The sequence below is a fragment of the Streptomyces sp. NPDC102278 genome, assembly GCF_044766345.1.
GTDB lineage: Bacteria > Actinomycetota > Actinomycetes > Streptomycetales > Streptomycetaceae > Streptomyces.
The window spans coordinates 82,174-104,950 of record NZ_JBIWLV010000015.1; the positions used below are offsets into that span (position 1 = coordinate 82,174).

General features: G+C 72.0%; 16 protein-coding genes. 12 read left to right on the plus strand and 4 right to left on the minus strand.

The features are described from left to right. Window positions 1-161 precede the first annotated feature (161 nt). Window positions 162-1,931, plus strand: a complete 1,770-nt coding sequence (locus tag ACIRO3_RS29185; RefSeq protein WP_404141711.1) for a DUF4153 domain-containing protein — start codon at window positions 162-164, stop codon at window positions 1,929-1,931. Between the two features lie 107 nt (window positions 1,932-2,038). On the opposite strand, the gene ACIRO3_RS29190 is transcribed toward ACIRO3_RS29185, so the two are convergent. Further along, a complete protein-coding gene (locus ACIRO3_RS29190; RefSeq protein ID WP_404141712.1) occupies window positions 2,039-3,592 on the minus strand; it encodes an MFS transporter in 1,554 nt (517 codons plus the stop codon). A gap of 142 nt (window positions 3,593-3,734) precedes the next feature. Here ACIRO3_RS29190 and ACIRO3_RS29195 point away from each other — a divergent pair, with 142 nt between their 5' ends. The 3 genes from ACIRO3_RS29195 to ACIRO3_RS29205 all read left to right on the plus strand — a co-directional run bounded on the left by ACIRO3_RS29195 (window position 3,735) and on the right by ACIRO3_RS29205 (window position 5,820). Then, a complete protein-coding gene (locus tag ACIRO3_RS29195) occupies window positions 3,735-4,337 on the plus strand; it encodes a TetR/AcrR family transcriptional regulator (RefSeq protein ID WP_404141713.1) in 603 nt (200 codons plus the stop codon). A gap of 82 nt (window positions 4,338-4,419) precedes the next feature. Continuing rightward, a complete protein-coding gene (locus ACIRO3_RS29200; protein WP_404141715.1) occupies window positions 4,420-5,130 on the plus strand; it encodes a ribonuclease HII in 711 nt (236 codons plus the stop codon). Window positions 5,131-5,172: 42 nt separating this feature from the next. Next, window positions 5,173-5,820 (plus strand): hypothetical protein, encoded by a 648-nt coding sequence (locus ACIRO3_RS29205; RefSeq protein ID WP_404141717.1) that lies wholly within the window; start codon window positions 5,173-5,175, stop codon window positions 5,818-5,820. A gap of 349 nt (window positions 5,821-6,169) precedes the next feature. Here ACIRO3_RS29205 and ACIRO3_RS29210 read toward each other — a convergent pair whose 3' ends face one another. Then, window positions 6,170-6,799 (minus strand): hypothetical protein, encoded by a 630-nt coding sequence (locus tag ACIRO3_RS29210; protein ID WP_361773443.1) that lies wholly within the window; start codon window positions 6,797-6,799, stop codon window positions 6,170-6,172. A gap of 214 nt (window positions 6,800-7,013) precedes the next feature. Continuing rightward, entirely contained in the window at window positions 7,014-9,173 is a 2,160-nt protein-coding gene (locus tag ACIRO3_RS29215) for a RecQ family ATP-dependent DNA helicase (protein ID WP_404141719.1), read from the minus strand. Window positions 9,174-9,316: 143 nt separating this feature from the next. Between ACIRO3_RS29215 and ACIRO3_RS29220 the strand changes: the two genes are divergently transcribed. From ACIRO3_RS29220 to ACIRO3_RS29250, 7 genes are all read left to right on the plus strand, one after another. Next, entirely contained in the window at window positions 9,317-10,582 is a 1,266-nt protein-coding gene (locus tag ACIRO3_RS29220) for a DUF4192 domain-containing protein (protein WP_404141720.1), read from the plus strand. 188 nt (window positions 10,583-10,770) lie between these two features. Beyond that, window positions 10,771-12,738 carry a glycogen debranching N-terminal domain-containing protein gene (locus tag ACIRO3_RS29225; protein ID WP_404141722.1) on the plus strand — a complete coding sequence of 656 codons (1,968 nt, stop codon included), beginning with the start codon at window positions 10,771-10,773 and terminating at the stop codon, window positions 12,736-12,738. A 69-nt stretch (window positions 12,739-12,807) separates the two neighbouring features. Beyond that, on the plus strand, window positions 12,808-13,554 hold the full coding sequence (locus ACIRO3_RS29230) for an NUDIX domain-containing protein (protein WP_404141724.1): 747 nt from the start codon (window positions 12,808-12,810) through the stop codon (window positions 13,552-13,554). Between the two features lie 200 nt (window positions 13,555-13,754). Continuing rightward, a complete protein-coding gene (locus ACIRO3_RS29235) occupies window positions 13,755-15,698 on the plus strand; it encodes an ATP-binding cassette domain-containing protein (protein ID WP_404141725.1) in 1,944 nt (647 codons plus the stop codon). A 150-nt stretch (window positions 15,699-15,848) separates the two neighbouring features. Beyond that, on the plus strand, window positions 15,849-16,790 hold the full coding sequence (locus ACIRO3_RS29240) for a FadR/GntR family transcriptional regulator (protein ID WP_404141727.1): 942 nt from the start codon (window positions 15,849-15,851) through the stop codon (window positions 16,788-16,790). Window positions 16,791-17,155: 365 nt separating this feature from the next. Beyond that, window positions 17,156-18,730: an RNA polymerase sigma factor gene (locus ACIRO3_RS29245; RefSeq protein ID WP_404141729.1), complete on the plus strand. Its 1,575-nt coding sequence runs from the start codon at window positions 17,156-17,158 to the stop codon at window positions 18,728-18,730. A gap of 107 nt (window positions 18,731-18,837) precedes the next feature. Beyond that, window positions 18,838-19,704, plus strand: coding sequence for a S1 family peptidase (locus ACIRO3_RS29250; protein ID WP_404141730.1), 867 nt, complete (start codon window positions 18,838-18,840; stop codon window positions 19,702-19,704). Between the two features lie 201 nt (window positions 19,705-19,905). Here ACIRO3_RS29250 and ACIRO3_RS29255 read toward each other — a convergent pair whose 3' ends face one another. Continuing rightward, the gene (locus tag ACIRO3_RS29255) at window positions 19,906-20,142 is read right to left on the minus strand and encodes a hypothetical protein (protein WP_030239625.1); all 237 of its coding nucleotides are present in this window, start codon (window positions 20,140-20,142) and stop codon (window positions 19,906-19,908) included. Between the two features lie 445 nt (window positions 20,143-20,587). Between ACIRO3_RS29255 and ACIRO3_RS29260 the strand changes: the two genes are divergently transcribed. Next, a complete protein-coding gene (locus ACIRO3_RS29260; protein WP_361773416.1) occupies window positions 20,588-22,708 on the plus strand; it encodes a DNA topoisomerase IV subunit B in 2,121 nt (706 codons plus the stop codon). Window positions 22,709-22,777 lie beyond the last annotated feature (69 nt).

Genomic DNA, 22,777 nt, shown 5'->3' on the forward strand with positions numbered 1-22,777 from the left:
CGGCGAGCGAACTCGGCGGGTCGGGCGGGCCGTTCGATTGTCACGGTCCTGACACAAGGCTTTCTTGAATATGTTCAAAACTGCCCGACCCCGGCCTACCCTGTCCGCTTCGCCGCTCTCATCTCCTGCACCCCGGGAGCGGCTGATTGGGGAGGGACCTGATGTCTGAGAACGCCGACAAGGCGACACGCGATGCGGCCGGAGGCGATGCCGGCGCCGAGCGGCTCGCGAAGTCCGGGGCCGGTGCCGAGCGGTCCGCGCAGTCCGGCGGCGGCGCCGGTGCGCCCGGTGCCGGTGCACCCGGGGCGGGTGCTCCCGCGGCCGCGCCTCCGGCCGCTCCCGGATCGCCGGGCTTCGATTCCGTGGCCTGGCACACCTGGGTGGCCCAGCAGAAGAACCCGCGGGGACAGCAGGCCCAAGCCGGCGCCGCGGCCAAGGCGCAGGCTTCGTCGGCCCGGCGGGTCCGTTCCGCCCAGGCCGCACCGATCCGCACCGCCACCCTGGTCGCCGTGCTCGTCGCCGGCGTCGCCACCGCCGTCTTCCTCGGTGACGGCGTCGGCCCCGGGCTGCTCATCGCCGCGCTGCCCGCCATGGTCGCCGCGTACGTCTCCGCCCGTGCCGCAGGCCGAACGGTCCGACCCTGGACCGTGGTGTGGTCCCTCGGCTGCGTGGCCCTGCTCGCGGTCCCGGCCCTGCGCGACTCCGCGTGGCCGTCCACGCTCGCGATCCTCGCCGCCGTCTTCCTCGCCGCGCTGGCCCTGCACGGGAGCCGCCGCTGGCCGGGCGTACTGCTCAGCCCGCTCGGGTTCGTCGACACCGCGGTCACCGGCGTCGGCTGGGCCTGGGCGGGGGTGCGTTCGCGCGGGGGCGGGGTGGACCGTACCCGCTGGCTGCCCATCGCGAAGGCGGCCGTGGTGGCCGTCGCGCTGCTGCTCGTGTTCGGGGCGCTGTTCGCCTCCGCCGACGCGGCCTTCGCCGATCTGCTCGGAGGACTGACCCCGGACGTCTCCGTGGGGCGCAGCCCCCTCCGCGTCGCGCTGTTCCTGCTGGGCGCGCTCTGCGCCCTGTCGGTCGCCCGGACCGCCGCGGCCCCACTGCGCTGGGACCGCGTCACGACGACACCGGGCAAGCCGCGCCCCCGAGTGGAGTGGGCGCTTCCGCTCGTTGTGCTCAACCTGCTGTTCGCCGGCTTCATCGCGGTGCAACTGGCCGTGCTGTTCGGCGGGTACGACAAGGTCCTGGAGCGCACGGGCCTGACCTACGCCGAGTACGCCCGCCAGGGCTTTTGGCAGCTGCTCTGGGCCACCGTGTTCGTCCTCGCCGTGATCGCCCTCGCCCTGCGCTGGGCGCCTCGGGGCGGTGCGGGCGACCGCCGCTTCGTCCGGCTGGTCCTGGGAACCCTGTGCCTGCTGACCCTGGTCGTGGTCGCCTCCGCGGTGCGGCGGATGGACCTGTACGTGGACGCGTACGGGCTGACCCGGCTGCGACTGTCGGTCGTCACCATGGAACTGTGGCTCGGGCTGGTGATCGTGCTGCTCATGGCGGCCGGCGCGTTCGGCGGGCGCTGGCTGGCCCGCGCGGTGGCAGGCAGCGCCGCCGCGACCGTCCTGGTCTTCGGGCTGCTGTCCCCGGACGGGATCATCGCCGAGGTCAACGTCGCCCGGTACGCGTCGGACAGCAAGATCGACGTGGAGTACTTCCGCTTCCTGTCGGCCGACGCGGCTCCCGCCTTGGACCGCCTGCCCGAACCCCGACGCTCCTGCGCATTGCTCGGGGTCCGCGACGACCTGGCGGGATCCGGGGACGCGCCCTGGTACGCGACGAGCCTGGCGGAGTCCCGAGCACGCCGGATCCTCGACGAGCGTCCGGTCACGATCACCGCCCACGAATGCGTACAGCTCGGCCTCTACGGCGGCCGAAGCGAGTACTAGCCCCTGTCGGGGCGAGCGCCGGGTGCGCGCCGATTCCGGCGCACCCGTACCGGCCGGGGTGTACGCGTCGCTCGCGCACACCCCGGCCTTCGTGCGACGGGCCGTGCTCAACCCACGGGGCCGGCCTTCTCGGCGGTTCCGTTGAGGGCCTCCAGGTCGCTCTTGCGCACGCGGATCACCAACAGCGCGGTCGCCAGCGCGAGTCCGGCCATCGCCACGGCGGCGATGAACGCGGTGGAGATGCCCTGGGTGAGGACGATGTCGCCCCACGGATCGGGTAGCCGGCCGGTCGCCTCGAAGGCCGCCAACTGCTCCGGTTCCGCCTGCGCCAGGAACGCGGGGACCTGCTTCCCGGCCTCGTCGCGACCGGCCGTACCGAAGACGGTGACCAGGATGGACAGCCCGAGCGAGCCACCGACCTGCTGGGCGGCGTTGAGCAGACCGGAGGCCGCGCCGGCCTCCCTCGGCGCCACTCCGGAGACGGCGGTGAGGGTGAGCGTCACGAAGTTGAGCCCCATGCCGAAGCCGAAGAGGAGCATCGGACCCAACACTCCGGACACGTAGGCACTGTCCGTCCGGATGAACGTCAACCAGGTCAGGCCGGCCCCGGTGAGCGCGGACCCGAGGACCATGAACGGCTTGGGCCCGAATCGGGGCAGGAAACGCTGGGAGAGTCCGGCGGCCGTGACGATGGCGACGGTGACCGGCAGGAAGCCGAGCCCGGAACGGATCGGGGAGAAGCCGAGCACGTTCTGGACGAACTGGACGATGAAGAAGAACATGCCGAACATCGCGGCGGCGAGACCGAGCATGATCACGTAGGTGCCGGCGCGGTTGCGATCGGCGAACATCCGCAACGGGATGATCGGCTCGCGTGCCCGCGACTCGACGACCACGAACAGTCCGAGGAGCACGACGGCGGCCGCGAAGGAGCCGAGGGTGAGCGCGTCGCGCCAGCCGTCCTCCGACGCGCGGATGAACCCGTAGACGAGCGAGGCCATGCCGCCGGTGGAGGTGAGGGCGCCGGCGATGTCGAAGCGACCGGGATGACGTTCGGACTCGCTGATGTAGAGCGGCGCGAGGACGGCGATCAGGATGCCGATCGGCACGTTGACGAAGAGGACCCACCGCCAGTCCAGCCACTCGGTGAGCATGCCGCCAGTCAGCAGGCCGATCGCGCCCCCACCCGCCGACACGGCGGCGAACACGCCGAAGGCGCGATTGCGTTCCGGGCCCTCGGCGAAGGTCGTGGTGATCAGGGCCAGCGAGGTCGGTGAGGCGATCGCCCCGCCGACTCCCTGGAGGGCGCGGGCCGCGAGGAGTTGCCACGGCTCCTGGGCGAAACCGCCGAGGAGCGAGGCGAGGGTGAAGAGGAGGATGCCGGTGATGAACACGCGGCGCCGCCCCAGGATGTCGCCGGCCCGGCCGCCGAGCAGGAGCAGGCCGCCGAAGGCCAGGGTGTACGCGCTGATCACCCAGGACAGGTCGGTGGTGGAGAAGGAGAGCGCGGTCTGGATGTGGGGGAGCGCGATGTTCACGATCGTCGCGTCGAGAACCACCATGAGCTGGCAGGCGGCGATGACCGTGAGCGCCACTCCCGGGCGCCCGGGGTGTCGGGCGGCGCCGGGTATTCGTGGCGTGGCCAGTTGAGTGCTTGTCACTGAGGATCCCCCCCAAAGTGAAATAGTGAACGCATTCGTTCACTGCGGGTCCACGGTAGGAGTCGGCGCTTAGTGAACACAAGCGTTCACTAAGGCTGAAAATTCGTGCGACGGGCGCGCACGGGCGGCGGGGGTGTGGGGCATGACGGGTTCACGCTGGTCGGAGGCGGCGCCGGGGCGCCGGCGGGGTCCGGAGCTCGAAAGGGCGATTCTCGACGCGGCCCTCGAGCAGCTGAGCACCGTGGGCTGGAACGCGCTCACGATGGAGGGCGTCGCGGCGGGCGCGCGCACCGGGAAGGCGGCCGTATATCGGCGCTGGCCGTCGAAGACGGAACTGGTCGTGGAGGTGCTGCGTGCCGGATTGCCGTCACTGGGTGAGATCGAGGATCACGGTTCGATGCGCGAGGACCTCCATCGGCTGTGTGTGCGGATGCGTGACGTGATGAGGTCGAGAGCCGGTGAAGCCTTGCGCGCCGTACTTCACGAATGCGATCACACGCATGCCGACCGCTTTCGGGGGGTGATCTGGAAGGGGCTGCACGAACCCGCTCAGGACCTGATCAGGGACTTGGTGGAGCGGGGAATCAAGCGGGGTGACGTTCGTGGCGACGCGGCTACTCCGTTCGTCACCGATGTGATCCCGGCCATGTTCATGTACCGCGCAAAGGTGTACGGAAGCGAATGGGGTGACCCTGATATCGCGGAACTGATCGACCGTGTGATGGTGCCCATGCTCCGGCCGTGACCCGGCCGGTCGGTCCCGACGGTCGCCCCCGCCCGGGGCGGGGTGTGCAGGGGGCGCGGGGCGGCGTACCCTTGCTGGCGCCATGCCGTACGAAGCACCCACACACGCCGTCGAACGCTCCCTCCGTGCAACCACCGGCGCCAAGGTCATAGCCGGGGTCGACGAAGTCGGACGAGGGGCCTGGGCCGGACCCGTCACCGTGTGCGCGGCGATCACCGGTCTGCGCCGACCGCCCTCGGGACTCACCGACTCCAAACTGCTCACCCCCAAGCGACGCGACGCACTCATCGACGTTCTGGAGGGCTGGGTGACCGCGCACGCGCTCGGGCACGCCTCCCCCGAGGAGATCGACACCCTCGGCATGACGGCGGCCCTGCGGCTCGCCGCGGTGCGGGCCCTGGAGTCCCTGCCGGTGCGGCCCGACGCGGTGATCCTCGACGGCAAGCACGACTACCTCGGATCGCCCTGGCGGGTCCGGACGGTGATCAAGGGCGACCAGTCCTGCGTCGCCGTCGCCGCCGCCTCGGTGATCGCCAAGGTCCGGCGCGACAGGATGATGGCCGACCTGGCCGAACAGGGCGGCGGAATCGAGGACTTCGCTTTCGCCGCGAACGCCGGCTATCCCTCGCCCGTCCACCGGGCGGCGCTGGAGGAGCTGGGGCCCACCCCGTACCACCGGCTCTCGTGGTCGTACCTCGACGCGCTGCCTCGTTGGCGGCACCTCAAAAAGGTGCGTCGCAGCGAGGAGAGCGTGGAGCTGGAAGACGGAGGCCAACTCGGGTTCGATTTCTGATCGCGTCCACGTGCCACCCGCCGGTACGTTTCGTACCGGTGTTTGAAAGATGTCAACTCAAGCCTCTCAACCGAGGAGCCTCAGATTCACGAGAGTGCCCAGGGTCCCCGCGTCACTCCGGCCGCGAGCCGCACCGCGCAGACCCCCCGCCCCGTACCTGGTCCGCGTCCCGCCGCCGTACCCCGGCCCGGGCGCCCCGGTCCCGTCCGACCCGCCCCGCCCGCGCAGCGCGCGGCGCAGGCCACCCCCGGACCCGTTCCCCCGGCCCCCGAGGCCACCGTCCCGTCCGTCTCCGAGGCGGTCCCGCAGGTCCAGCTGATCCCGGCATCCGCCGAGGGCGCGCTGGACGCGGCCGAGGAGGCCGTGGACCTGCTGCTCGACACCGGGCGCGCGCCCGGCGACATCCTGGTCCTGACCACCGGCGACCCGCACCCGTGGGCCGCGCACGAACTGTCCTTCGGCGAGGCCGCGTACTGGGCCCAGCACGATGCCGGGGACGACGTCTTCTACGCGGACGCGGCGCAGGTCCAGCGCGCCGGCAGCCGCCCCGTCGTGGTCTTCGCGGTCAACGGCGGATCGGTCGAGGCCGCCGCCCGCACGCTGCCGGTCGCACTCACCCGGGCCGGCACGCTGCTGATCGTGTGCGGCGACGCGCAGCGGATCAACTCCGTTCTGGGCGCGGGCGTCTGACGCCCCGTCTTCCGGTGCGGACGAGGGCGGGGGGCGCCGTGAGGCGGCCCCGCTGACGTCCGGGGCCCGACCTGCCGTACGCCCGGATCCTCGGGTACGGCCGTGAGGGCCGCCCGCGGGTGCGGTGTTCCGCACGCGCCCCGGACAGCTCGCGGTGCCGCGTGGCGCCGTGGGTCCGCACGCGTGCGCGCACCCCACCGGGTCGCAGGCCAATGGTCTGTGGCCCGGCGGGATCCGCGCACGCGGCATTCGCGCACGCGGGTGCACCCGCGTGCGCCGGGTGTACGCGCACCCGGGCGCGGTGGGATGGGTACCTGATCCCGGCGGGTGACGCGCGGTACGCGCGCGATCAGCGCGCGACGGTACGGCGCAGTGCCTCGGTCGCGCCGCCGCCGGTCCGCAGGCTCATCGGCGCGAACTCCGCCGCGGTCGAGCCCAGCGGCTCCGGCCGGGAGTCCGATCCGGGCCGCCGCCCGCCGCGATCCTCGCCCAGTACCTGCCAGCCGCCAGGGGTCAGCGTGATGTAGGCGCCGCAACGCAGCCCGTGCAGGGTGCAGGCATCCCGCAGCCCCCACATCCAGGCCCCGTCCTCCTCGGTCCACCGCTCGTCGCCGTCACGGCAGTACATCAGTACCGCCGTCCGCACCGGAGTTCGTCGGCGCAGGTCGTGCGGGAGTACCCGGCGCAACCGCGACAGCAGGGCGTTGCGGTACTCCCAGCCGTCGGCCGAGGACGACCGTTGGACGAACGAGGCGCTGGCGACGAGGCGTTCCTCGGGGCCGAGAACGGCGATCACGGCGGTGGTCGGGACCGGACCGTGCCGGGCGTGCAGACCGGTGACGAGTTCGCGGGGATTGGTCAGCAGGGGCACCCCCGCCGACGTCCACTCGGCTGGTTCGAGAAGTCTCCCGTGCCGGATGGCGCCGCCGGTGGCCGTTGTCAGGGACGTGGTGGAGGTCGGGGCGAAACCGAAGGTCACGGTCCTCCCTTCGGGTACACGCCCGCGTACGGGCACGGCTGGGATGCGGGCGCGCCGCAGCACGGCCCTGGAGAGTGCCGGCGAGCCGAGCGGGAGCACTCCGATTCTCGCGTGGCCCGCGAGGATGGGGCAATGAGCATTTGTGGCTGCCGACCGGAATTCGCCGGTATGCCGCTCATATCCTTGCCCCGCCACGCCGAGGATGACGCATCCGTTACGGCTGGAGCGCGAGTACCAGCGGAAACACCCCCTTCGCACCGGCCCGCCGGAGCAGCCTGGCGGCCACCGCGAGCGTCCAACCGCTCTCGGCCCGGTCGTCCACGAGGAGAACCGGACCCGGAGTCTCGGCCAGTGTCGCCGCGAGGGCCGCAGGCACTGTCAAGGCCTGGTGGAGTCCCCGGACGCGTTGGGCACTGTTCGACGAAGGCAAGCCGAACTCCGGTGCCTGATCGGTGTACGCGAGCGAGCCCAGCAAGGGCATCCGACCGATCTCCGCGATCCGCGCGGCGAGCGAGCCGACCAGCTGGGGACGGGAGCGCGACGGCAGGCAGACCACGCCCGCGGGGCGTGCGGGTGCGTCCGCCGCTCCGGAGGCCCAGCCGCCCGGCCCCCGTGCCCAGTCGGCCAGGACGGCCACGACGGCCTGCGCGACGTCGTCCGGGACGGGCTGGTCGGGTGCCTGCGGGGCCAGCATCGGGCGGAGTCGGTTGCCCCAGCCGATGTCGGAGAGGCGGCCCAGGGCCCGGCCGGTGGCGGACTGTTCCCCGACGGGGATCCGGCCCTTGAGGTCCACGCCCACCGCCACGAGCCCGGTCGGCCACATCTTGCGCGGATCCAATTCCACGCCCGGACGACCCAACTCGCCCCGGGCGGTGTCCAGGGCCGTGCCGGAGACCTCGGCGGTGAACCGGGCGCCGGCGCAGTTGTCGCAGCGCCCGCAGGCTGCGGCCTCCTCGTCGTCGAGCTGGCGGCGCAGGAACTCCATGCGGCAGCCGTCGGTCGCCGCGTAGTCGCGCATGGCCTGCTGCTCGGCGGAACGCTGACGGGCCACCCACGCGTAGCGCTCGGCGTCGTACGCCCACGGTTCGCCCGTCGAGGTCCAACCGCCCTTGACCCGGTGCACCGCGCCGTCCACGTCGAGGACCTTGAGCATCGTCTCCAGGCGGGTGCGGCGCAGATCGACCAGCGGCTCCAGGGCGGGCAGCGACAGCGGTCGGCCCGCCTGGGCCAGCACGTCGAGCGTGCGGCGGACCTGCTCCTCCGGCGGGAAGGCGACGGAGGCGAAGTACTGCCAGATGGCCTCGTCCTCCCGGCCTGGCAGCAGGAGGACCTCCGCGTGCTCCACACCGCGGCCGGCGCGGCCGACCTGTTGGTAGTACGCGATGGGGGAGGACGGCGACCCCAGGTGCACCACGAAGCCCAGGTCGGGCTTGTCGAAGCCCATGCCCAGGGCGGAGGTGGCCACCAGCGCCTTGACCCGGTTGGCCTGGAGGTCGTTCTCCGCCTGTTCGCGGTCGGCGTTCTCGGTCTTGCCGGTGTACGAGGAGACGGTGTGACCGCGGTGGCGCAAGTAGGCGGTGACCTCCTCGGCGGCGGCCACCGTCAGGGTGTAGATGATCCCGGAACCCGGCAGGTCGGTGAGGTGGTCGGCGAGCCAGGCCAGTCGGTGTGCCGCGTCGGGCAGGGCGAGGACCGAAAGGCTCAGGCTCTCCCGGTCCAGCGCGCCCCGCAGCACGAGCGCGTCGGTGCCGGCGCCGGTGCCCAGTTGCTCCGCGACGTCGGCGGTCACCCGGGCATTGGCCGTGGCGGTCGTGGCCAGTACCGGAACCCCCGGCGGGAGATCGGCCAGCATGGTGCGCAGCCGGCGGTAGTCGGGGCGGAAATCGTGGCCCCAGTCGGAGATGCAGTGGGCCTCGTCGACCACGAGCAGGCCCGTGGCGGCCGAGAGCTTGGGGAGGACCTGGTCGCGGAAGTCCGGGTTGTTGAGGCGCTCGGGGCTCACCAGCAGGACGTCGACCTCGCCGGCGGCGACCTCGGCCTGGATGCCCTCCCACTCCTCGGGGTTGGCCGAGTTGATCGTGCGGGCGCGGATTCCGGCCCGGGCGGCGGCCTCGACCTGATTGCGCATCAGCGCGAGCAGCGGCGAGACGATCACGGTGGGGCCGGCGCCGCTCGCCCGCAGGAGGGAAGTGGCGACGAAATACACGGCGGACTTGCCCCACCCCGTGCGCTGCACCACCAGCGCCCGTCGCTTGTGCGCGACGAGGGCCTCGATCGCCCGCCACTGGTCCTCGCGCAGCCGAGCGGTGCCCGTCGGATCGCCCACCAGTCGGGCGAGTACGGAATCGGCTGAGGACCTCAGGTCTGGGTTCATGCCCCCCATGCAACCTGATGGCGCCGACATCGCGCCAATGCCGCCCTGGACCTGTGGATATTGAAGATTGGACCAGTTAGGGCCGGTTCGGTGAGTTATCCACAGGGGTTTCGCGATTCGCCCAGGCACGGGACCGTCGACGCATGACGAAGAACCACGCATCACCGAGCCCGTCCGACCGGCCGTCCGCAGGCCCGTCCGGAGCGTCCATCGAATCCCAGATCACCCTGCGCAGCCCGGCGGAGCTGGCCGACGCGCTGCCCTACATGCTCGGCTTCCACCCGACCGACTCCCTCGTCATGGTCGCCGTCCACGGCGAGGGCGGGCGCTTCGGAGGTCGGCTGCGCGTCGGGATTCCCGCCGCTCCGGCGGAATGGGAGGAGACCGCCCGACAAGTCGCCGAAACCCTGGTCCGAGGCAGCGAACGACGGGGCGGCAAGCCCGACGGCATCGTCGTCTTCCTCTGCCAGGATCCGCGCGACGCGGAGAGCGGACAACGCGTGATGACCCGGCTGCGGCCCCTCGCCCAACGGCTCCGCCTTGCCTGCGGAGCGCTGGAGGTGCCCGTCCTGGAGGCCCTGTGCCTCTCCGAAGGCCGCTACTGGTCCTACATCTGCCCCGACACGCGTTGCTGCCCGGCCGAGGGCACACCGCTGGTCATGCCCGGCACCTCCGTGATGGCGGCCGCGGCCACCTTCGCCGGACTCCAGGTTCGGGGCTCCCTGAGGGAGATCGAGGGAAGGCTGAGTCCACTGCGCGGAGCAGCGGCCAGGGAACAGGAGGCGGCGCTGGAACGGGCCGCCGTCGCACTGGTGCCGAAGATCCTCGACGGGGCCACGCGCGAGGAGGTCGGCGCCGAGACCATCGCCCTGGCCCGGACGCTCATGCGGCGCATGACGTCGCCCCCGCCGCCGGCCGGGTCGTGCCCCGGCGGGGACGACTGGGACGACGCCTTGCTGGGGCACGACGAGGCGGCCGCCGTGATCATCGGCCTGCAGGACCGCGAGATCCGCGACATCGCCGCCGAATGGATGGAGGGCGAGGAGGCCGCTCCGGCGCTGCGTCTGTGGCGCGCCCTGGCCCGGCGCTGCGTCGGGATCTACGCGGAGCACGCGGCGGCTCCACTCACCCTCGCCGGCTGGGTCTCCTGGTCCACCGGGGACGAACCGTCCGCCCGCATCGCGCTCGACCTGGCCCTGCGGGCGGACGCCGACTACCGCTTCGCCCAACTGCTCCACCACGCCTGCAACGAGGGCATCGACCCGGAGGGACTGCGCCAGTGTCTGCGCGAGGAACGGCGGCGCAGGGAACCCCGCCGCAAGCGACCGGTCGGAGCCGGCCGCCCGCCCGGCCGGCGGACCAAGGCCGAGCGCGGGGCCGCCCGCCGCACCACGCGGAGCGAACAGTGACCCGCGACCGGGGCCTCCTCCGGCGGCTCCGCGGCGCGCTCGGCCACCCACCGGGCCCACGCCGCCGGGGACAGCCGCCGCCGTGGCCCGTGACCCGGGCGGGGGTGAGGGCGTTCAGCTGTGGGGCGGTGGGGGCCCGGCCGCGCCGCCGCCCAGCGAAACCGGCCGGAGCGCAGACAAGGCGACGCATGGCCCACCCCGTACCACCCGCCCGCAGGCCCGAGCTGCCGCCCGTGCACGGAGCCGTCATCTGTCTCGCCGCGCCGTGCCTGGCCATCTCGCCCGAACACGGCCAGCTGACCGGGCGCGGGATCGACGGGGTCTACCGCGCCGGACTACGGCTGCTCTCCCGCTGCGTACTGCGCGTCGGCGGCCGGGACCCGGTCGCCGTGCAGGGACGCAGCCTCGGCGCCGACCGGGCCGCCTTCACCGCCACGGTCCGTACCGGAGCCGAGTCCGGCCCCGACCCGGACATCGGCGTCGAGCGCGTCCGCCACGCCGACGGCACGGAACGGATCACCCTGCGCAGCTACGCGAGCCGTTCCCTGCGCCTCCCCGTCGAGCTGGCGCTCGGTACCGACCTGGCCGAACTGGCCGCGATCGCGGCGGGCCGAGCCGGGCCGGAGCTCCCCGCCGCCGTGCACGCCGCCGGGTTGCGCTGGAGCACCGGCGACACCCAGGCCGTCGTCACCGCCGAACCGGCCCCCGACGACGCGCTCGCCTCGTCCGGACTGCTGCGCTGGCAACTCGAACTGGGCCCCGGCGAGGCCCGCACCATCGAACTGCGGACCGGCCGGGACCGCACCGCGCGGGCGTCGGCCGGCCACGTGGCCAACCCCCTCGCCGAAGCCCGGGCCGAGGGGGACGACCCGAGGGTCGAGGCATGGTTTCGGACGAGTGTGGAAGACCTCGGCGCGCTGCTCCTGAGGGACCCCGAGCAGCCGGGCGACGCCTTCGCCGCGGCGGGAGCGCCCTGGCGGCTCGGCCTGGCCCAGGCGGAGTCGCTGTGGGCGGCTCGGATGGCGTTGCCGCTCGGTACCGGGCTCGCCGCGGCCACCCTGCGCGTCCTGGCCAGGAGCCAGGTCGACGGGCGCGGCCCCGGAGCCGGGATGATCCCGGGACCGCTGCGCGGGACCGGACCACAGCTGCCGCCGGGCTGCACCGGGACCGAGGCCACGCTCGCCTTCCCCGCGGTCCTCGCCGAAGCCCGCCTCTGGGGTCTGCCGGAGGAGGAGGTGGCCCGGCTGCTGCCCGCCGCCGAACGCTGCCTGGAATGGCTCCGCGGAGCCCTGGGGGAGGACGGCTTCCTGGCCGACCCCGACCCGGGCCCACGGCGCTGCGAGACCCAGGCCCACGCGCACCGGGCCGCGCTGCTCGGCGCCGACCTCCTCGCCGGATGCGGGCGGCCCGGCGCCGAGGAATGGAGAGACAGGGCGGCCCGACTGCGAGAGCGGTTCCGGGCGGAGTTCTGGATCGACGGCCCGGACGGCGGACGCCCCGCGGCGGCCCTGCATCCCGACGGCCGTCCCCTGCCCCGGCTGACGGGCGCTGCCGCGCACCTCCTGGACACCGGGCTGCTCAGCGGGGGCCGGGCGGCGCCCGGCCTGCTGGACCGGGCACGCACCGAGCAACTGGCCCGCCTGCTCGGAGCACCCGCGATGGATTCGGGATGGGGCCTGCGGAGCATGGCGAGCCGAGAGCCCGGCCACAATCCGTTCGGGCACCGCTCGGGGGCGGTACGGGTCCACGAGAGCGTCGTCGCGTTCTCCGGCCTGGCCCAGGCGGGCTTCGAGAAGGAGGCCGGCGGCCTGCTGCGGGGACTGCTCGACGCCGCCGAGACCTTCGGGTACCGGTTGCCGGAGATGTACGCCGCCGGGCAGCGCACCACGGGCAGCGCACCACTCCCGCACCCCGCGGCCTGCCGTCCGGCAGCGGTGGCCGCCGCTGCCGGTGTCCACGCGCTGATCGCCCTCGCCGGGATCCGCCCGGACGCCCCCGCCGGCACGGTCGCGCTGCACCCGCTTCCCGGCGCCCCGCTCGGCGCCCTGAGGCTCTCGGGGCTGCGGGTGTCGGAGCAGCCGTTCGGCGTCCGCGTCAGCCGCCTCGGCCTCGGAATGGTGGAGGAGGCCGCTGATGCGCTCCAACTGGGAGGCTGAGTTTCGGATCACTGTCGGCGGGATCCCCAAAGCTCTGTTTATCGTCAGGCAGACGACTATGATCGCCGCATGTCGCCCTACGACCCGTCGGCCTTTCCGCCCTTTGCCGTCACCGTCGATCTGGTCGTGCTCACCGTGCAGCGTCACGCGCTCTGCGCGCTGGTCGTCCGACGGGGTGAGCAGCCGTTCCAAGGACGCTGGGCACTGCCCGGAGGCTTCGTGCGCGATGACGAGGACCTCGCCGGAGCGGCGGCCAGGGAGCTCGCCGAGGAAACCGGGCTGTGCGCTCACGACCCGGCCGTGCCTGATGTGGGCAACGGTGCGCACCTCGAACAGCTCGCCACGTACGGAGACCCGAAGCGCGACCCGCGGATGCGGGTGGTCAGCGTGGCTCACCTGGTGCTGGCTCCGGATCTCCCCGCGCCGCGGGCGGGCGGTGACGCGAACAGCGCCCGCTGGGCCCCCGTCGACGAACTCCTCGCGCCGGCCGAGCCGGCTTCCGCCGGACTCGCCTTCGACCACGAGCGCATCCTCGCCGACGGAGTCGAGCGGGCGAGAAGCAAGATCGAGTACTCCTCCCTGGCCACCGCCTTCTGCCCTCCCGAGTTCACCGTCGGCGAGCTGCGAAGGGTGTACGAGGCCGTGTGGGGCGTGGCGCTCGACCCGCGCAACTTCCATCGCAAGGTCACCGGGACCCCCGGGTTCCTGGTGCCGGCCGGGGGGACGACGACCCGTCAGGGCGGTCGGCCGGCCCAACTGTTCCGAGCCGGTGGAGCGACCCTGCTCAACCCGCCGATGCTGCGCCCGGAGGTCTGACACCCCGTCGCCCAGGGCCGGGCCGCGGCCCCGGGCCAGGGGCCCCGCCCCGGACGGGAACCGGGTGTGGGCGTCGTCGGCGAGGCCGCCGACACCGACGCGCCTGAGATCCCGTTGCGTTGAAAATCGGACATATCGCGTTATCTTGCTTGCGGTACTCATGCTGCCGCAGAGCGGTCTCACACCCCGCGAGAGAAGCGATGCTCCAGGCCATCGGACTCACCAGTACACCCCGTCGAGAACTCCCGCCCCTGGTGGACGACCTCACCTTCGAGGCCCGCCCCGGGTGCGTGACCGCCCTGCTCGGTGACCCGGGCTCGGGCAAGACCACCGCGCTGCGGCTCATGCTCGAACTCGAACCGGGCCGCGGCATCACCTACTTCCGCGGCCGTCCGCTGCACCGGATCGCGCATCCCGGCCATGAGGTCGGCGTGCTGCTCGGGGACGTCCCCGGCAACCCGGCGCGTACGGTCCTCAACCAGTTGCGGATGCTGTGCGCCGCCTACGGGGTCCCGGCGTCGCGAGCCGAGACCATGCTGGAGGTCGTCGGCATCGGCGGCCTGCGCGACCAACGGCTCGGCGCGCTCTCGCTCGGCATGGAGCGTCGCGTCGCTCTCGCCGCCGCGCTGTTGGCGGACCCCTGCACCCTGCTCCTCGACGAGCCCGCCGCGGGGCTCTCCCCACGCGAACGAATCTGGATGTACGAACTGTTGCGTGGGCACGCCGCCCTCGGGGGCGCGGTCCTCTTCACCACCGACGACGCGAAGGAAGCCGCCCGCAACGCCGACCGGGTGGTCTCCATCAAGGCCGGGCGGCTCGTCGCGGACCAGGAAGCCACCGAGTTCGCACGCACCCGACTGCGCCCCCGGGTCGCCGTGCGCACCCCGCACGCGGCCCGACTCGCCGATGTCCTGGGCCGTGAGGCCCGAGCGGCGCGGCGCGCCGTCGAGATCGTCGCGGAGAGCGGCAGCCGCCTGTCGGTCTACGGCAGCAACTGCGCGGAGGTGGGGGAGGCGGCGTTCCGGCACGGAGTGCTCGTCCACCAACTCGCGGACGAGACCGGAGACACCGGAACGCCGGTCCCACCCGTCCCCCAGGCGCGCTCCGAGGCCCGTACGGCCGCCCACGCCTCGGCCGTGGCGGCTGCCCACGCCGAATCGGGCGCCGTGGAAGCGGGCTCCACCACCGGCCCGGGGTCCGAACCCGGACCGGAGGCCGAGCCGGCGCCGGGACCCGGAGCCGGAGTGCGGCCGGAGCCGGGGACCGGGCGGGGAGCGGGGGCCGCCCCGTTCCCCGCCGCCGAGGGCGGGGCAGGGCATGCTCGGCCCCCGCGCACCGGCCCCGGGCGATCCGCCCGGGCGGTGCGTCGGGTCGGCGGCCCGCTGCGCCCCCTGCGCTACGAACTGCTCCGCGTGTTCGGCACCGCGACCCCGCTCCTGACCTCGGCCGCGGTCGTGATCGTCTCCGTCGCGATCGCGCTCGTCCTCGCCCGGACCGGACACACCCCGCAGAACCGGCTCCTCGCCGCCTGGCCGCAGTCGTTGCCGCTGCCGCCCGCCGCGCTCGGCGCCGGGCTGCTCGGCGCCCTGGCCTTCGGCGAGGAGTACCGCTACCCGACCTTGGCGGCGGACCGCGGTACGGCCGCGCGCCGGATGGGCCTGCTCGCCGCCAAACTCGGAGTCTGCGCCGTACTCGCCCTGCTGCTCGGGGGCCTGGCCGTCACCGCGGACGCCGCGGCCCTCCGGCTCGTCTTCGACTCCGGCCCGCTCCGCCCGCCGGCGCAGTGGATCGCCCCGGCGGCGAATTGGGCCGGTCTCCTCATCGGCTGCGCCTGGGCCGGGGTGTTGGCCTCCGGTGTCTTCCGATCCGCTGCGGCCGGCCTGGCGGCCGTGCTCGTCGTACCGGTGATGGTCGTACCGCTGGTCCGCAAGTCGCTGCACGGACCGTCCGCCTACCCGACGGACGGCCTCGCCTCCCGCCTGCGCGAGCTGTCCTGGGCCCAGTGGCCACCGGAGGCGGACCGGCTGGTACTGGGCGCCCTGCGGGTGATGGCCCAACCCGTGGGCACGGCGCTGGTGTTGTCGTTGATGGTCCTGTTGTGCGCCTATGGGTTCACAGGACTGCGCAGTCGAGTCCGCTGGTGAATGACAGTTGGCGATCGCTTCGGAGCGAAGCGATCGCCAAGGTGACCGACTTGTTCCGTATCAACCTGACAGGACCGCAACTCCCCGCAAAAGGCCCGGTTCTTTACGATAAGTCGTCAATTGCGTAGGTGGCACCGATCACCCTTTCGTGTGCTTTTCACCAAAGACCTCAAGGGTGATGGGGGCACGACCGACAAAGGATTCGTGAGTACCCTTGCGCACACCATGATGACCGCCGCCCGCCATGCCGACTCCGGCCTCGCCGGCTCGGGCGAACGCGACCGCTACCCCTACGCGGAGACCCCGGGGGCCGACCGGGTCGGACCGCCCCACTGGGACGGCGCCGACATCGAGTTGAGCCGCGTGGGCCGCCGCGCCACCGGGAGCCGCGGCCGCGGACTGCACGGCCAACTCGTCCAGCAACTGGGACAGATGATCGTTTCCGGCGACCTAGGCGCGGATCGCCCGCTGGTCCCCGAGGAGATCGGCCAGCGCTTCGAGGTCTCCCGCACGGTCGTCCGCGAATCCCTGCGCGTTCTGGAGGCCAAGGGCCTCGTCAGCGCCCGACCCAACGTCGGCACCCGGGTCCGTCCGGTCGCCGACTGGAACCTGCTCGACCCCGACATCATCGAATGGCGGGCTTTCGGCCCCCAGCGCGACGACCAGCGCCGCGAGCTCAACGAGCTCCGCTGGACCATCGAACCGCTGGCCGCCCGCCTCGCCGCCGGACACGGCCGCCCCGACATCCAACAACGCCTCGCCGACATGGTCGAGATCATGGGCCACGCCCTCGGGCAGGGTGACTCGATCACCTTCGCGCGTGCCGACAACGAGTTCCACGCGCTGCTGATCCAGGTCGCGGGCAACCGCATGCTGGAACACCTCTCGGGCATCGTCTCCTCCGCCCTCCAGGTCTCCGGCAGCCCCATCACCGCGTGCGACCGTCCCAGTGAAACCTGCGTCGCGCACCACGCGCGGATGGTCGAGGCCATCGCAGCCGGCGACGCCCTGGGCGCCGAGAACGCCATGCGTCAGCTCCTGACGGTGCATCCGGAGGTCGAGCGTGTGGTCCCGGCCCCGCGCGAGCACTGACGGGTTCGACGCGCGCAGGCGCGGGGGTGCACCACGTGTCGCCGGGCCCGGTTCGGGTCCGGCGACACCCGTGTGCGGGGGACGTTCGAAGCCCCTGAATCCGTGCGTATGACCGTATGCCCGGCAATGGCGGAAAAGTGGTGTGACTCGGGCCACGAAGATTGGGCGTAACGCTCCGCGACGTCACGCGATGACTTAAGAGGTGATGGCCGACGGAGGGAAGACAGCAGCCCTTGCGGGTGCTGTAGAGCTCCCCGGCCCCTGCCCGCGCCCCCGGCCCATCCCCAGTCGGTGGTCGTCGGCTCCGGTCCAGCACCACCAGGCCCGGGGTCGGAAGCCGTTCCCATCGTTCCGAGAGGTTGTTCGTGTCGGCCAGCACATCCCGTACGCTCCCGCCGGAGATCGCCGATTCCGAGTCTGTGATGGCGCTCATCGAGCGGGGCAAGGCCGAGGGGCAGATCGCCGGCGATGACGTGCGTCGGGCCTTCGAGGCTGACCAGATTCCTGCGACCCAGTGGAAGAATGTTCTGCGCAGCCTCAACCAGATCCTCGAGGAAGAGGGTGTGACGCTGATGGTCAGTGCCGCGGAGTCGCCCAAGCGCACCACCCGAAAGAGCGTCGCAGCGAAGAGCCCGGCGAAGCGGACGGCCACCAAGACCGTCGCGGCCAAGACGACCGTCGCCCGGACCGGCACCGACGCCGCCCCGGAGGCGGTGACGGCGGAACCGGACCCCGTGGACGCCCTCGCGGAGGAGCCCGGAACCGAGCCCGCCGCCAAGAAGACCGCGGCGAAGAAGACGGCGGCCAAGAAGACCGCCCCTGCCAAGAAGACCGCCGCGAAGAAGACGGCGGCGAAGAAGACCGCCGCCAAGAAGGGCTCCGACGAGGCCGACGAGGAGTCGACCGAGGAAGGCGCCGGCGGAGTCAAGGCCGAGTCCGAATCCGAGGAGGAGGAGGGCGGCGAGAACAAGGGCTTCGTCATCTCGGACGACGAGGACGACGCCCCGGCCCAGCAGGTCGCCGTGGCGGGAGCCACCGCCGACCCGGTCAAGGACTACCTCAAGCAGATCGGCAAGGTTCCGCTCCTCAACGCCGAGCAGGAGGTCGAGCTCGCCAAGCGCATCGAGGCGGGCCTGTTCGCCGAGGACAAGCTGGCGAACTCCGACAAGCTCGCGCCCAAGCTCAAGCGAGAACTGGAGATCATCGCCGAGGACGGGCGCCGGGCCAAGAACCACCTGCTGGAGGCCAACCTCCGCCTCGTGGTCTCCCTCGCCAAGCGCTACACCGGCCGCGGCATGCTCTTCCTGGACCTGATCCAGGAAGGCAACCTGGGCCTGATCCGCGCGGTCGAGAAGTTCGACTACACCAAGGGCTACAAGTTCTCCACGTACGCCACCTGGTGGATCCGGCAGGCGATCACCCGCGCCATGGCCGACCAGGCCCGCACCATCCGCATCCCGGTGCACATGGTCGAAGTGATCAACAAGCTGGCCCGAGTCCAGCGGCAGATGCTCCAAGACCTGGGCCGCGAGCCCACCCCGGAGGAGCTGGCCAAGGAACTCGACATGACCCCCGAGAAGGTCATCGAGGTCCAGAAGTACGGGCGCGAGCCGATCTCCCTGCACACCCCGCTCGGCGAGGACGGCGACAGCGAGTTCGGCGACCTCATCGAGGACTCCGAGGCGGTCGTCCCGGCCGACGCGGTGAGCTTCACGCTCCTGCAGGAACAGCTGCACTCGGTGCTCGACACCCTGAGCGAGCGCGAGGCGGGCGTGGTCTCGATGCGCTTCGGCCTGACGGACGGGCAGCCCAAGACGCTCGACGAGATCGGCAAGGTCTACGGGGTCACCCGCGAGCGCATCCGGCAGATCGAGTCGAAGACGATGTCGAAGCTGCGTCACCCGTCGCGTTCGCAGGTCCTGCGCGACTACCTCGACTGACGGGACCCGACGCCGAGGGGCGTACGCCCGGTGGCCGCGCGGGTGCGCACGGCCACCGGGCATCCCACTCTGGGTGGAGTCATGAACACTCGGAGTCAGGAGGCCTCATGCGTCGTCCCTTTGCCCGTGCCCTGGCGGGCGCGCTGACCCTGGTGGCGGGAACGGCCGCCGCGCCGTCGGCCGGGATGCCGCAGGCGGCCGCGGACAGCGTGGTGATCGGCGGGCAGCCGGTGAAGGTGGCGGACAGCCCCTGGGTCGTGGCCCTGGCCAGCCGTGACCGGTTCGGGGGTACCCGGGGCGGCCAGTTCTGCGGGGGCGTGATCGTCGCCCCGACGACCGTGGTGACGGCGGCCCACTGCCTGGGTCGCCAGGTGCTGGGCGGCACGGTCGAATCCGTGCCGGACCTCCGCGTGATCGCGGGCCGCACCGAGCTCCGCGCCACGGACGGGCGGGAGATCGCGGTGCGCGCGGCGCGGGTGAACCCGGCGTACGACTCCGCCAGCAACGCCGGCGACCTCGCCGTCCTGGAACTCGCGGAGGCCGTGCCGGCGAACCACGTGCTCCCCATGGCGGAGAAGGGCCACCCGGCCTACGAGGCCGGTACCGAGGCGTCCGTGTACGGCTGGGGGGACACCAGCGGATTCGGCGACTACGCCTACGGACTGCGGGCGGCGCGCGTCGAGGTGCTCGCGGACCGGGTCTGCGAGGCCGCGTATCCGGGGGACGCGGACGGACAGTACCGATCCGCCTCCATGGTGTGCGCGGGAGACGGGGGCGGCGGCAAGGACGCCTGCCAGGGCGACAGCGGCGGGCCGCTGGTGGCGCGGGGGCGGCTCATCGGGGTCGTGTCCTGGGGGCGCGGCTGCGGCCGGGCCGACAGTCCGGGCGTCTACACCCGGATCTCTCCACTGGTCGCCTTCGTGAGCGGCTCCGAGAGGGCCGCGCACTCCGAGGGGGAGTGGGAGTCCCGCTAGGGAGCCCCCAGGGGCTCCTCGGGCCCCGTGTGGCCCGCAGAGGGGCAAGGGGGTCCGAGCGCCGGATCCTGGCATGGGGTGGGAGCAGGGCTTGTACGCGGGGCGGACATGAGGACGGGCGGCACCCCTGGGTCACAGAGGTGTCGCCCGTCGACCGGCCTGGCCGGTCCTTGCTCGTCGGATGCGAGGTCTAGGCCTGTGTCAGCGGTCCTCGGTGTCGGCGGCATTCGCAGCCGGAGCGGACGTGAGCCGCTCGGTCTCATCCTGTATTTCCGCGGCGATCTTCTTGAGTTCCGGCTCGAACTTACGCCCGTGGTGGGCGCAGAAGAGCAGTTCACCGCCGCTCAGCAGGACGACGCGCAGATATGCCTGGGCGCCGCAACGGTCGCATCGGTCAGCGGCCGTCAGCGGGGTCGCGGGTGTCAGAACAGTAGTCACGTCGCCTCTTCTCTAGCTCGACGAGCTGTCGTACCAGGGTCAACATCCAACCAGGCCGAAAACGTTCCCGCTCGCGGCTTTCTTTCGAAACTTCCTTCCGAAGCTGGCCGGCTGTTGCCGGTTGGCGGCGAAGGAGCCGTATTGCGTTGCTTTACGGTTTCGCGTTGTCAGTCGTTCGCTTGTCGCAGTTCAGTCCCCCCGGCGTGAGTGCCGGTTGTTCATGAGGACGTGCCCGAACACTAAATGGTTCATGCCTGGAAGGGAACGTGATGTTTGCTTCACCCCTACGGGAGATCGAACACCCGTGCGGGCCTGCACTAGGCTGTGGAAGCCGCGAGGGTGGCGTTGCATCGGCTCTACCAGGCCTCGGTACCCTCGGACCGGCAACCGAGCCACCCCTGAGCCCGACCGGGCCAGAAAAGAAATTCAGCGAGGAGCGAACTGCGTGACCGCCGACACGTCCGTGCCTTCCAGCGCGCTGCTGTCCGGAGCAGACCGGGACGGTTCCAACTACACCGCGCGGCACCTGCTCGTCCTCGAGGGCCTCGAGGCCGTCCGCAAGCGCCCGGGGATGTATATCGGGTCCACCGACAGTCGTGGCCTGATGCACTGCCTCTGGGAGATCATCGACAATTCCGTCGACGAGGCCCTGGGCGGCTACTGCGACCACATCGAGGTGATCCTCCACGAGGACTCCTCCGTCGAGGTCCGGGACAACGGCCGCGGCATCCCCGTGGACGTCGAGCCCAAGACGGGCCTGTCCGGCATCGAGGTCGTCATGACCAAGCTGCACGCCGGCGGCAAGTTCGGAGGCGGCTCCTACGCGGCCTCCGGCGGCCTGCACGGCGTCGGCGCCTCCGTGGTCAACGCCCTCTCCGCCCGCCTCGACGTCGAGGTGGACCGCAACAGCTCGACGCACGGCATCAGCTTCCGCCGCGGCGTCCCCGGCATGTTCACGGAGCAGGGGCCCGACAGCCCCTTCGACCCCGCCAACGGCCTGCGCAAGGTCAAGCGGGTCGCCAAGGGCAAGACCGGCACCCGCGTCCGCTACTGGGCCGACCGCCAGATCTTCCTCAAGGACGCCAAGCTCAACCTGGAGACGCTGTACCAGCGCGCCCGCCAGACGGCCTTCCTCGTGCCCGGGCTCACCCTCGTCGTCCGCGACGAGCGCGGCATCGACGGCGCGGGCAAGACCGAGGAGACCTTCCGCTTCGACGGGGGCATCAGCGAGTTCTGCGAGTACCTGGCGCAGGACAAGGGCGTCTGCGACGTGCTGCGCCTGACCGGCACGGGCACCTTCAAGGAGACCGTTCCGGTCCTGGACGACCGCGGCCACATGACCCCCACCGAGGTCACCCGAGAGCTGGGCGTGGACATCGCCCTGCGCTGGGGCACGGGCTACGAGACCAACGTCAAGTCCTTCGTGAACATCATCGCCACCCCCAAGGGCGGCACCCACGTGTCCGGCTTCGAGCGCTCGGTGGCCAAGACCGTGAACGAGGTGCTGCGCTCGGCGAAGCTGCTGCGCGTGGCCGAGGACGACGTGGTCAAGGACGACGCGATGGAGGGCATGACGGCCGTCGTCACCGTCCGCCTCGCCGAGCCGCAGTTCGAGGGCCAGACCAAGGAGGTGCTCGGCACCTCCGCGGCCACCCGGATCGTCGCCGCCGTGGTCGCCAAGGAACTCAAGGCGTTCCTGACCTCGACCAAGCGCGACGACAAGCAGCAGGCGCGCTCCGTGATGGAGAAGATCGTCGCGGCCGCCCGTACCCGGATCGCCGCACGTCAGCACAAGGAGGCGCAGCGTCGCAAGACCGCTCTGGAGTCCTCCTCGCTGCCGGCCAAGCTGGCCGACTGCCGCAGTGACGACGTGGACCGCAGCGAGCTCTTCATCGTCGAGGGCGACTCGGCGCTCGGCACGGCCAAGCTCGCCCGGAACTCCGAGTTCCAGGCGTTGCTGCCGATCCGGGGCAAGATCCTCAACGTCCAGAAGTCCTCGGTCTCGGACATGCTCAAGAACGCCGAGTGCGGCGCGATCATCCAGGTCATAGGAGCCGGCTCGGGTCGGACCTTCGATCTCGACACCGCCCGATACGGCAAGATCGTCCTGCTCGTCGACGCAGATGTGGACGGCGCGCACATCCGCTGTCTGCTGCTCACGCTCTTCCAGCGCTACATGCGGCCGATGGTCGAGGCGGGCCGGGTCTTCGCGGCCGTGCCGCCGCTGCACCGGATCGAGCTCGTCCAGCCGAAGAAGGGCCAGGACAAGTACGTCTACACGTACTCCGACAACGAGCTGCGCCAGACGCTGCTGGAGTACCAGCGCAAGAACATCCGCTACAAGGACACCATCCAGCGTTACAAGGGCCTCGGCGAGATGGACGCCGACCAGCTCGCGGAGACCACGATGGATCCGCGGTTCCGCACGCTGCGCCGGATCAACATCGGGGACCTGGACTCGGCCGAGTCCGTCTTCGATCTGCTCATGGGCAACGAGGTGGCCCCGCGCAAGGAGTTCATCACCAGCTCCGCCGCGACGTTGGACCGCTCGCGCATCGACGCCTGAGCGGCCCGGGCGTCCACTCGCTGAACGCCCTTACACACCAATGCTCTTCACTTCATCACCTGATGGAGT

Bases quoted from the DNA above. Each gene is read 5' to 3' on its own strand.
- ACIRO3_RS29185 (WP_404141711.1), top strand. From the start codon at position 162: ATGTCTGAGAACGCCGACAAGGCGACACGCGATGCGGCCGGAGGCGAT.
- ACIRO3_RS29195 (WP_404141713.1), top strand. From the start codon at position 3,735: ATGACGGGTTCACGCTGGTCGGAGGCGGCGCCGGGGCGCCGGCGGGGT.
- ACIRO3_RS29200 (WP_404141715.1), top strand. From the start codon at position 4,420: ATGCCGTACGAAGCACCCACACACGCCGTCGAACGCTCCCTCCGTGCA.
- ACIRO3_RS29215 (WP_404141719.1), bottom strand. From the start codon at position 9,173: ATGAACCCAGACCTGAGGTCCTCAGCCGATTCCGTACTCGCCCGACTG.
- ACIRO3_RS29220 (WP_404141720.1), top strand. From the start codon at position 9,317: ATGACGAAGAACCACGCATCACCGAGCCCGTCCGACCGGCCGTCCGCA.
- ACIRO3_RS29225 (WP_404141722.1), top strand. From the start codon at position 10,771: ATGGCCCACCCCGTACCACCCGCCCGCAGGCCCGAGCTGCCGCCCGTG.
- ACIRO3_RS29230 (WP_404141724.1), top strand. From the start codon at position 12,808: ATGTCGCCCTACGACCCGTCGGCCTTTCCGCCCTTTGCCGTCACCGTC.
- ACIRO3_RS29235 (WP_404141725.1), top strand. From the start codon at position 13,755: ATGCTCCAGGCCATCGGACTCACCAGTACACCCCGTCGAGAACTCCCG.
- ACIRO3_RS29250 (WP_404141730.1), top strand. From the start codon at position 18,838: ATGCGTCGTCCCTTTGCCCGTGCCCTGGCGGGCGCGCTGACCCTGGTG.